Annotated in this window: 8 protein-coding genes; 7 read left to right on the forward strand and 1 reads right to left on the reverse strand. The window is 66.4% G+C overall.

Annotated elements, in window-relative coordinates; translation table 11 throughout:
• Positions 1–313: 313 nt before the first annotated feature.
• The 6 genes from ACFYTQ_RS28335 to ACFYTQ_RS28360 all read left to right on the forward strand — a co-directional run bounded on the left by ACFYTQ_RS28335 (position 314) and on the right by ACFYTQ_RS28360 (position 8,881).
• The gene (locus ACFYTQ_RS28335; protein WP_387367505.1) at positions 314–1,198 is read left to right on the forward strand and encodes a helix-turn-helix domain-containing protein; all 885 of its coding nucleotides are present in this window, start codon (positions 314–316) and stop codon (positions 1,196–1,198) included.
• Between the two features lie 735 nt (positions 1,199–1,933).
• Positions 1,934–2,821, forward strand: a complete 888-nt coding sequence (locus tag ACFYTQ_RS28340) for a hypothetical protein (protein WP_387367508.1) — start codon at positions 1,934–1,936, stop codon at positions 2,819–2,821.
• A gap of 1,984 nt (positions 2,822–4,805) precedes the next feature.
• Positions 4,806–6,176, forward strand: a complete 1,371-nt coding sequence (locus ACFYTQ_RS28345; protein ID WP_387367511.1) for a dihydrolipoyl dehydrogenase family protein — start codon at positions 4,806–4,808, stop codon at positions 6,174–6,176.
• A complete protein-coding gene (locus ACFYTQ_RS28350; RefSeq protein WP_387367514.1) occupies positions 6,176–6,514 on the forward strand; it encodes an MmcQ/YjbR family DNA-binding protein in 339 nt (112 codons plus the stop codon). Before ACFYTQ_RS28345 ends, ACFYTQ_RS28350 begins: the two co-directional genes overlap by 1 nt.
• A gap of 76 nt (positions 6,515–6,590) precedes the next feature.
• Positions 6,591–7,031: a nuclear transport factor 2 family protein gene (locus ACFYTQ_RS28355; protein WP_387367535.1), complete on the forward strand. Its 441-nt coding sequence runs from the start codon at positions 6,591–6,593 to the stop codon at positions 7,029–7,031.
• 68 nt (positions 7,032–7,099) lie between these two features.
• On the forward strand, positions 7,100–8,881 hold the full coding sequence (locus tag ACFYTQ_RS28360) for a thiamine pyrophosphate-requiring protein (RefSeq protein ID WP_387367517.1): 1,782 nt from the start codon (positions 7,100–7,102) through the stop codon (positions 8,879–8,881).
• Here the strand turns inward: ACFYTQ_RS28360 and ACFYTQ_RS28365 are convergent.
• Entirely contained in the window at positions 8,835–9,104 is a 270-nt protein-coding gene (locus ACFYTQ_RS28365; protein ID WP_387367520.1) for a hypothetical protein, read from the reverse strand. The two genes, ACFYTQ_RS28360 and ACFYTQ_RS28365, sit on opposite strands and share 47 nt — an antisense overlap.
• Positions 9,105–9,289: 185 nt before the next feature.
• Here ACFYTQ_RS28365 and ACFYTQ_RS28370 point away from each other — a divergent pair, with 185 nt between their 5' ends.
• Positions 9,290–10,279, forward strand: a complete 990-nt coding sequence (locus ACFYTQ_RS28370; RefSeq protein ID WP_387367538.1) for an LLM class flavin-dependent oxidoreductase — start codon at positions 9,290–9,292, stop codon at positions 10,277–10,279.
• Positions 10,280–10,420: the final 141 nt, after the last annotated feature.

Genomic DNA, 10,420 nt, shown 5'->3' on the forward strand with positions numbered 1-10,420 from the left:
CCCTGGCAATGCATCACACCCTCACATTATCCGAACAAGAATCCCACCAGGCCCCTCTGACACCTTTCTCCACCGACCGCGCCCACGCTGTGATGCAGATCCATATCGGGTGCCGGGCTCAGAGCTGCCGCAAAAAGGCAGCCGCGCTCAAAGCACTCGCCGACGTCGGTCACCTCGTCCCTTCCACCAAACACCTGCTATGAGCGCCGCCCAGCAGAACCAACCGATTTCCACCATTTAACCACAACCGAATGTTGAGGGGGGCAATGGGCCGGAATGGATAGAAACACCTACAGGAATGGGAGAAATCGAAATGACCGCAGAAGGTTCGACATTCGCGCAACGCACCCTCGGGCAGCAACTCCGCGCTCTGCGAGAAAAAGCGAAGGTGAGCCAGGCACAGGCGGGCGAGGCCCTCGGAGCCTCCCCGCAAACGATCGGCCGACTGGAAGAAGGGTTTTCGTGGCGATCGGCGAACGACCTTCGTATGAACGCCTTGTGCGACCTCTACAACGCCTCCGACGAGGAGCGGAAAGTGATTCTGGCCCTGGCACGTGAAACGCGCATCGCCGCCCGGCGAGGCGGCGGCTGGTGGCAGCCCCATCTGGACCGCAACACCACTGAGTTCGATCTCTATGCAGCGGCGGAGGAGCAAGCCGTCCGCCTGACCGCGTGGGCGGTCATCCGCCTGCCCGTCCTCGTGCGTACCCCGGAGTATTGCCGCGCAGTGGCCTGGACCGAGTCCCCCAACGCACCCGCCGAGCAGATCGAGGCGAGAGTGCAACGAGAATTGAAACGTCAAGCCCGCCTTCAAGATCCGGCCTTCACCGCCGAGGTTTTCGTGTCGGAGGCCGCGCTGCGCGAGGAGTGGGGCGGTCCCGCGGTGATGGCCGACCAACATGACTACCTCGCAGAGATGAACGACCTCCCCAACGTGTCGATCCGGCTCGTCCCCTTCGCCACCCGCACCCATATCGGAGCGCTGATCGGGTCGTTCTCACTCCTGGAATTTCCGACGATGCCCAACACCCGAATGACCCAACCCCCGATCGTCCACATCGAGGAACACGTCGGGGACCTCTACCTCGAACGCGCCAAAGAGGTCGCCCCCTATCAATCCGCCGTCGCCAAACTGCGACGGTCAGCGTCGACTCGGCTCGCCCGCGCCGACTCGGAGACTCCGGAATCGGTTCGATAGGTTCGAAAGCATGTTCGAGGACTGGCCGGATTCCTTCTCACCCTCGTTGCGCCGAGGGGTCGATCCGCCGAGGCCGGTCTTCGTCGACCTCGCATCCATCCTGCCGGTCGAGCCCACGCACTTCCGCGGTGAGTTGCCGATGCGGATCAGGGCCGGGGGCCTGCGACTGGAGGGCCGAGTCCCTGGCTTCCTGTTTGCCTGGGCACGGACGAACGCCGGAATATGGTTGGGCTTAACGCATTTCACGATTGCGACGGCGAACCGGCGGGGTGCGTTGTCGGTAACCCAGTGGTGCCCTGAGCAAGCGCTCTCACCCGCGCAGGGCTCCATCCAGGTCGGCCGGTCACCGAAGCCGGGTGCCGATCGGTCGAGCTAGTGTGTTCTTACGGTAGCCGTTGCGTTCGGCCGGACATCGAGCAACTCCGGCCCGCACTGCTGGTGCGGGTTCGCGCACGCGGGATGCGGTCACCGCCCACGACAATCCGCGAAGGACTCGGTGCGCGACCGACGAACGAACGCGTGCCAGGGGCTCGGCCGACTCACCGGCGCGCCCACCCTCAACCGCCCAGGTGCACTGGGGCGGCCATCGGCGTCAGCGCTCTGGGCAGTCGCCAGGGTCTCCCTTTGTCCAGTTGATCGCTAGTTGGTAGCGTGACGGTTGCCGAGTAGCTGGTAAATGCGCATTTCAGCTCGGCAAGGCTGGTGTCTCAAGATTTGCGTGGTTGAAGTGGTTTGGTGAACGAGAAGGACTCGACGGCGGCCGCTGCCGCGCCTGCCATCGTTGAAGCGCGAACGCGGCTGAATGAGTGGTTGAACCGGATCGACGCGGCATCAGCCGACGACGCGGTCAGCCAGTTCGACAAGGAGGCAGCAGCGCGGCTGAACGAAGCCCTGGCGGCGTTATCGGCAGCGATCGCCCAGCTCTGCTCGACCGTGGACGGCCGGAAGCCGCGGCCGCGGCCGCCACGCGCCCGCAGCACCGATTCCGGCGCTCCGGCCGATCAGGTACCCCAGACCGCGACGTCGCCGGTCGCGGTGTCCGTCGACGCCGGGAAGCGGCTGGACAGCGTCGAGGAGTTGCGGGCGCTGGGAGCGGACTCGGTGGTGATCCAAACCGGCGGCGCGATCGCACGACCCCGCTCATACCAGCGCGGTGACGACGGACGATGGACCGGACGCGGACTCGGCCGAGAGGGTGTCACCTCGGAGCGGCTGTGGCGCAGCGGAGGCGAGCTGATCGTCGTGCTCCGTAGCCGACGCCCGGTCGTCGGCGGTTCCACACAGATCGAGACGATCAGGTCAGAAGCCGACTACCACGGGTGGGCCAGCCTTGACACCGGCCCCGAGGAGATAGTGCTGACCCGAGGCACGGCGGTGGTGCAACTGCGGTATCGACACTCCACCGGAGCGGTCACCAAGGGGACCAAACGCTGGCAGGACGACACCCGCGTCGAGCGCACGGCAGCGGTGGGGGCCTACGGCACCGTCCGCCGATGGGTTACAGCGCAGCCCCTACCCGACCCAACCGAGCAGACTCCGCAAGCGCGCCCGGCAGCACCGCGAAGAGAAGCGTCGCAGCAGACCCCCACCAGCATCGAACGGGATCAATCGGACTTCGGATAAGGGAATCTCGCTTCGATTATCAACGTCCCTGACGAAAACCGCTGTTCACCGCCGGTCCCATCCTTGTGGTGCCCCGCCAGGGGCACCACAAGGATGGGACCACGTCGCACCGACCAGCAGACACCCGGCCCGATAGCTAAACCGGATACTTACCCACGATGACCAGGCGTTTTCCAGTTGCCCATGTTTTGTGTGTCCTGCCGGGGGCACGTCTCGGACCGCGGTCTGCCTTCGGGCGGGTGCGCGGTTTGATGGGGAGTGTATCCAGGGTGGGTGGGGGTTAAACATCGATCTTGCGCGGTCCGCTCGACCGACCCCTGCGGGCCGCATCCCCGCGAAGCTCCCTGCGGCGTGCCCACCCCGGGGCGACCCATCCTCGAAAAACCGGCACTCGCGCATGAAACAAATGCTTGTCTCGGGCGAGCAACCGTCCGGTTGTCTTATTTAAGCCATTTGGCATAGTTTCGGAACACGTCGCGCTTCCGGGCGCAATGGCCGGCGTGTACGAGTCATTTCATCTTTTCGCGAAATCGCGAAGACGAGTGGCGGCGCAGGAGGCCCAGCGAACTCCAGGAAACCATCTGCGGGGCCGAACGAAAGTGCATCTGCATGTTGCAGCGGAGCGGGGCTGACAGAAATTTCCATTCCACAGGCTGTGGATAGCTCGACATCCTGCGTTTTCCGGCCTGTGATAGTACCGGGATGTTCCCGTGATGCCGCTTGCTATAGCACATAGGAAACTCGTGCACAAGACCATTACGGGAGGCCACGACCCCGGATCCGGGCGATGCGCTGCCGGTTTGCTCGCTCGCGACACGCGGGAGGGCTCGCGTGCCGACCGCTTGGTTACGCGGGCGCTCGCTTAAACTGTCGTGCCGATGGACAGGGCGGCGTCACCTTCTGATCGGGTACGGTTCATCCGCTCGAACTCCGAGCGCGCCCGGGAGCTGGGGTTGCTCAGGCTACCCTCAGTTCCGCTCATTTCAACTGCACAGTGAGGAGATCCTTCTTGAAATGGCGTCACAGATTTGTGGCAAACAAGAATTCGATGAGAGGAGAGGAGGTAATACGGGAAAAAGAAGAGACCCCGGCTGCCGCTAATGGCAGAGCCACAGCCGAGGTCTCCTTCACCATCCAACTGTCCGTTCCGATGACCGTTTTGACGCACATCGGCAGCTCCGGAGCAACACTGGCGCTCGTCGCGATCGCACAGCACCTCTGAAGCTGAACCACACCGTAGGCGGCCGCCGGGATGCACCCCGGCGGTCGCTTTTCGTGCAGCCGAGACAGCCGGACATCTCACCCTACCTCATGCGCCTGACCTGCACAGATCGCCCAGCAAGTTAACGGCGATGGGTGCGCTGGCACACGTATCGGCAGCGCAGGGGTATGAAGTTTTCGAACTCCGCAGGGGATAGCAACCCAATCCGCTCGCGCCAGATAGTACTACCGTCATCAATGTAATTCCGGTATTACCGGACGATCCCGCGTAGGGGATTCGTCGCTATCACAAGATCGGAGCAGCCATGCTTATGAGCGCTACTCCTTGACACGCTTGCGTGACATGCCATGTCAAGCCGACCTGATGAAACCAAACAGTCGTCATCCGGTGAATTCGGTCCGGAAACCCCTGGTATTCCGTCACAGCATCTGTGACAGACATCGCACTCTACTTGCCCCCTCCTCCGCCGAGCTTCTCGGCTCCCGATCGGACCGCGTCCCACACTCCGCGCAGCGACTGCTTCGCGGCGACCTCACGAATCCTACTGTGGCCGAAGCGGATTGAGCACCTCGAGACGGGTGAAGACCATATTCGCCCAGCACACATCCATTCTGGAAGGCCCCGCCGTTCAGTGGCCCATCTACTTCGACTCCCCGCGGCCGGATTCGGTTCCCTCTCCGCGCCCCAGATCCGCGCCGACCGACCCACCCCGTGCAAGCATGGGCAGCAGGCCAGCCGTCACCCCGACCCCAGGAGGAGCACATGCCCGCAGAAACCGTGGACGCCGTCGTGGTCGGACTCGGCCCCGGCGGCGAGGACCTCGCCACCCGCCTCGCCAAGGCCGGGTTGACCGTCGTGGGCGTCGAGGGTCGTCTGGTCGGGGGCGAATGTCCGTATTACGCCTGCGTGCCCACGAAGATGATGGTTCGGGCCGCGGAGTCCTTGGCCGAGGGGCGGCGGGTGGGGGAGTTGGCGGGGGACGCGGAGGTGCGGCCCGATTGGTCTCCGGTGGCGAGGCGTATTCGGGACGAGGCTACCGACAACTGGGATGACACCGTTGCCGTCGAGCGGTTCGAGAAGGCCGGGGGGCGGTTCGTGCGGGGGTGGGGGCGGGTTTCGGCGCCGGGGGAGGTGACCGTCGCTACGGCCGAGGGGGATCGGGTGTTTCGGGCGGGTAAGGCTATCGTGCTGAATCCCGGTACGGCTCCGGCGGTTCCGCCGATCGAGGGGCTTGCCGATACCCCGTACTGGACCAATCGCGAGGCCGTCACCACCACCTCGGTGCCGGAGTCGCTCGTCGTGCTCGGCGGCGGGCCGGTCGGGATGGAGTTCGCGCAGGTCTTCGCCCGGTTCGGGGCGAAGGTGACGGTCGTCGTGCGGAGTCGGATTCTGCCGAAGGAGGAGCCGGAGGCCGCGGCGGTGGTGTCGAAGGTGTTCGCGGAGGAGGGGATCACGATCCGCGAAGGGGTCGATACGAAACGGGTCGAGCACGACGGCGAGCGGTTCACGGTGCATCTGAGCGAGGGGGAACCGCTCGAGGTGGAGAACCTGCTGGTCGCGACCGGGCGACGAATGGACTTGGCGGCGTTGGGAATCGGCGCGGTCGGGTTGGACGAGCACGGGCACGGCATCGAGGTCGACGATCATCTGCGCGCCGCGGACGGCGTCTGGGCGATCGGGGACGTCACCGGGAAGGGCGCGTTCACGCACATGTCGATGTATCAGGCGCGCATCGCCGCGGCCGACATCCTCGGCGACTCCTCGGAAACCGCCCAGTACCACGCGGTTCCGCGCGTGACGTTCACCGATCCGGAGGTCGGCGCGGTCGGCCTGACCGAGGCGCAGGCCCGCGACGAAGGACTGAACCTCCGCACCTCCGTGACCGATCTCGCCTCCTCGACCCGCGGCTGGATCCACAAGGCGGGCAACGCGGGCCTGATCAAACTCGTCGAGGACGCCGACCGCGGTGTGCTCGTGGGCGCGACCTCGGTGGGTCCGGCGGGCGGCGAGGTGCTCGGCGCGTTGGCCGTGGCCGTGCACGCGGGCGTGCCCACGACGACCTTGCGACGGATGATCTACGCCTACCCGACCTTCCATCGCGCCATCGAGGCCGCCCTGGACGGATTGCGCTGATGTCGGACGCCGCGGCCGCGCGTCGCGTCGCGCTCGGTCTGCCGGAGGCGGTCGAGCAGTCCCATCACGGCTTTCCGTCGTTCCGGGTGCGCGGCAAGATCTTCGCCACCCTCCCGGAACCGGATCGCCTCAACGTCATGTGTGACGAATCCGGCGTCCGGGAGGCCGTGGCCGAGTATCCGGAAACGTGCGCCGAGCAGTGGTGGGGTAAGCGGCTGTCCGCGGTGCGGGTGGACCTCGCCAACGCGGACGAGCGGCTGCTGACCGAACTGCTCACCGACGCGTGGCGGCACAAGGCTCCCCGGGCGCTCGTGGCCCGGTTCGATTCCGGCGGGTAGCACTTTCCGCGTTTTCGCCCCCGCGCCGCCGCGGCCTGATGACATGATCGAAAGGCTCGGCACCCCGGAGGCGAAGATGTTGTCCCTACAGGAGATTTCGGATCGGCTGGAGATCGAGGACCTGCTCGTCCGGTACTCGCACGCCGTGGACAGCGGGCAGTGGGATCTGCTCGACGACATCTTCACCCCGGACGCGCACATCGACTACACGGCCACGGGCGGCCCGGCGGGCGATCTGACCGAGACCAAACGCTTCCTCGCCACGGTGTTGCCGAATTTCCTTGCCTACCAACATCTCATGGGCAACTCCTCGATCAGCGTCGACGGGGACACGGCCACCGCCCGGAGCATGTGCCACAACCCGATGCTCGTCCCGGGCGGCGACGGCCGGCCGACGCTCATGCTCAACGGCCTGTGGTACCTCGACAGTTTCGCGCGGGTGGACGGCCGCTGGCGGATGACCCGGCGATCCCAGGAGAAGAGCTACATGTTCCTCGCTCCCCCGGCCGGGGCGTGATTGAGCCTCCGGGCACCGGGTAGCACGCCGTTGACGACACGTTTCCGCGCGCGGATCAGGAGGAGTCGATGGCGATGCAGGTGGGCGACCAGGTAGTGCGACGACTGCGGGAGTGGGGGGTCGAGCAGGTGTTCGGCTATCCCGGTGACGGCATCAACGGTCTGGTCGCCGCCTTCGGACGCGCGGACAACCAACCGCGTTTCGTGCAGGCCCGGCACGAGGAGATGGCCGCGTTCGAGGCCGTCGGCTACGCCAAGTTCAGCGGTAAAGTCGGCGTCTGCACCGCCACCTCCGGGCCGGGCGCGATCCATCTGCTCAACGGGCTCTACGACGCCAAACTCGATCACGTCCCGGTGGTCGCGATCGTCGGTCAGACCGCGCGCAGCGCGATGGGCGGCAGCTATCAGCAGGAGGTCGACCTGCAAGCGCTGTTCAAGGACGTCGCCTCCGCCTATCTGGTCGAGGTCAATGTCCCCAGCCAGCTGCCCAACGCCCTCGACCGCGCGTTCCGCACGGCCATGACCCACCGCACACCCACCGCGGTCATCATTCCGTCGGACCTGCAGGAGGAGGAGTACGAGCCGCCGCAGCACGCGTTCAAGCAGGTGCCCTCCAGCCCGCCCAGCACCCTGCCGTCGACGACCGTGCCCGCCGAGGAGGAGGTCCGCCGCGCGGCGGAGGTGCTCAACGCGGGCGGTAAGGTCGCGATCCTCATCGGTCAGGGCGCGCGCGAGGCGGCCGACGAGGTGGTCCAGGTGGCCGAGCTCACCGGCGCGGGTGTGGCGAAAGCGTTGCTGGGCAAGGACGTTCTGCCCGATGATCTGCCCTTCGTCACCGGGCCGATCGGATTGCTCGGTAGCCGTCCCAGCTACGAGTTGATGCGCGACTGCGACACGCTGCTGATCGTCGGCTCGAATTTTCCCTATTCCCAGTTCCTTCCGGAGTTCGGGCAGGCGCGCGCGGTGCAGATCGATCTGGACGGCGCGATGATCGGGATGCGCTACCCGACCGAGGTGAATCTGGTCGGCAGCTCCAAAGCGACACTGCGACAACTGATTCCGCTGCTCCACCGCAAGGAGGACCGGTCCTGGCGGGAGAAGGTGGAGAAGAACATCGAGCACTGGTGGCAGACCGTCGAGCATCAGTCCAAGGTTTCCGCCGAACCCGTCAATCCGATGCGGGTGGTGTGGGAACTGTCGGAGCAGATTCCCGAGAACGCCATCGTCACAGCCGATTCCGGCTCGGCGGCCAACTGGTACGCCCGCTGTCTGCGGTTCCGCGGTCATATGCGTGGTTCGCTGTCGGGAACTCTGGCGACCATGGGACCGGGCGTCCCGTATGCGATCGGCGCGAAATTCGCCCATCCCGATCGTCCGGCCATCGCCATCGTGGGTGACGGGGCGATGCAGATGAACGGGCTGGCGGAGCTGATGACGATCGCGCGGTATCGCGAATTGTGGTCCGATCCGCGGCTGGTGGTGTGCGTGCTGCACAACAACGATCTGAACCAGGTCACCTGGGAACTGCGCGCGATGGGCGGCAACCCCAAATTCGAACAGTCCCAGGACCTTCCGGACATCTCCTACGCGGATGTCGCCCGATGCTTCGGCCTGCACGCGATCACCGTGGACGACCCCGATCAGCTGGCGGACGCGTGGCGGCAGGCGCTGTCCGCGGATGTCCCGACCGTGCTGGATGTGCTGACCGATCCGGAGATGCCGCCGATCCCGCCGCACGCCACCTTCGAGCAGATCAAGGATATGGGCCAGGCCGTGCTGCGCGGCGATCCCGACGCCTGGCATCTCATGGTTCAGGGCGCGAAGGCCAAGGCGCAGGAACTCCGCCGCTGAGCGAGGCGGCCGGTGCGGGGGCGATCGCGGCTCGCACCGGCGGCCGGGGTTGGGCCGGGGGCGCGCAGTTGCGGCCGTGGTCGACCCCGTCGAGCAGGCAGCGTCCGCACACCCGGTGCGCCAGTTCGAGATCGGTGGCCGACTCGTCGTGGGCCAGCCACCAGCACGCCACGCCCGCCGCCGCGATGAGCAGCGCCGAGATCACGACGGACAGTACGACCATCGGCCCTCCCGTTGCCGCAGGTTGGATACTGACATTAATTCACAGACGTGTCGCGGCGGTCGCGCACGCGTCCACCAGAATCGTCCTCCCCAAGGACCAGGGAGAACAAGGGCCAGTCGCAGCATGGGCGTTTAGCGAGGCTCAACGGTGAAATTTTATGTCAGGGCGCGGGCGTTGTGCCCGGCATGAATGCGGTGCGGTTCTCGATCCTCGATCGCTCCCGGGTCCGGCGGGGGCAGAGTCATCCGGAGGCGCTGCGGGAGACGGTCGAATTCGCGCGGCTGGCCGAGGGGTGGGGGTATCACCGGTTCTGGGTGGCGGAGCATCACAGCGTGCCCGGTGTGGCCGGTTCGGCGCCGACCGTGCTGGCAGCGGCGGTCGCGGCCGCGACGAGCCGGATCCGGGTGGGGACCGGCGGGGTGATGCTGCCGAATCATCGACCGCTGGTGGTGGCCGAGCAGTTCGGTGTGCTGGAGTCGCTGTTTCCCGGGCGGATCGATATGGGGCTGGGTCGTTCGGTCGGGTTCACCGGCGGGGTGCGGCGGGCGCTCGGGCACGGCAAGGACGACGCCGAGGACTTCGACGCGCGGCTGACGGAGTTGCTCGAGTATCTGTCACGGGGGCGTGACGGCGTGCACGCCTGGCCCGCCGAGGGGCTGCGGATTCCCGCGTATCTGCTGGCGACCGGTTCGGGAGCGGCGCGGGCGGCGCGCTTCGGCCTCCCCCTGGTCATCGCGAACGTCCGTGGTGAGGCGGCGTTGGCCGAGGCGATCGCCGACTACCGCAAGGACTTTCGGCCCGCCCCCTGGGGCGACTCCCCCTACGTGATGATCTCGACGACCGTCCTCATCGCCGACACCGAAGCCGAGGCGCACCGCCTCCTGCTCCCCGAGGCCTGGGCCGCCGCCTACTCCCGCACCCACGGCGAATTCCCACCCCTGATCCCACCCGAGGACATCCACCCCGAAACCCTCCCCCCGAGGCAGCGCCGCTACCTGGAAGACGCCCTCCGCCACCACATCTCGGGCACCGAGGACACCGTCGCCGAATCCCTCGAATCCCTCCTCTCCCGAACAACTCCCGACGAAATCCTCGTCCACACCAGCACCCACGACCCCGCGGCCCGCCGCACCTCCCACCACCGCCTGTCCCACCTGCTCTCCCTCCACCCGTGAACGAACCCAGCCGCACCCTTTATTCGCATCCGCACCCCTTGCAGGGGGGGACTGTCTGAGATCTTGTGGGTCGGATGGTGATCGGAGAAGCTGGGGCGGTTTGTCTCAGCGGAAGGGATCATCGTGTCGGAGGAGTCGAGG

It is taken from the genome of Nocardia sp. NPDC004068 (assembly GCF_042874315.1).
Lineage (GTDB): Bacteria > Actinomycetota > Actinomycetes > Mycobacteriales > Mycobacteriaceae > Nocardia.

What these genes read in the sequence shown, in the direction of transcription:
- ACFYTQ_RS28335 (WP_387367505.1), top strand. Translation starts at nt 314, where the DNA reads ATGACCGCAGAAGGTTCGACATTCGCGCAACGCACCCTCGGGCAGCAA.
- ACFYTQ_RS28345 (WP_387367511.1), top strand. Translation starts at nt 4,806, where the DNA reads ATGCCCGCAGAAACCGTGGACGCCGTCGTGGTCGGACTCGGCCCCGGC.
- ACFYTQ_RS28350 (WP_387367514.1), top strand. Translation starts at nt 6,176, where the DNA reads ATGTCGGACGCCGCGGCCGCGCGTCGCGTCGCGCTCGGTCTGCCGGAG.
- ACFYTQ_RS28355 (WP_387367535.1), top strand. Translation starts at nt 6,591, where the DNA reads ATGTTGTCCCTACAGGAGATTTCGGATCGGCTGGAGATCGAGGACCTG.
- ACFYTQ_RS28360 (WP_387367517.1), top strand. Translation starts at nt 7,100, where the DNA reads ATGGCGATGCAGGTGGGCGACCAGGTAGTGCGACGACTGCGGGAGTGG.
- ACFYTQ_RS28365 (WP_387367520.1), bottom strand. Translation starts at nt 9,104, where the DNA reads ATGGTCGTACTGTCCGTCGTGATCTCGGCGCTGCTCATCGCGGCGGCG.
- ACFYTQ_RS28370 (WP_387367538.1), top strand. Translation starts at nt 9,290, where the DNA reads ATGAATGCGGTGCGGTTCTCGATCCTCGATCGCTCCCGGGTCCGGCGG.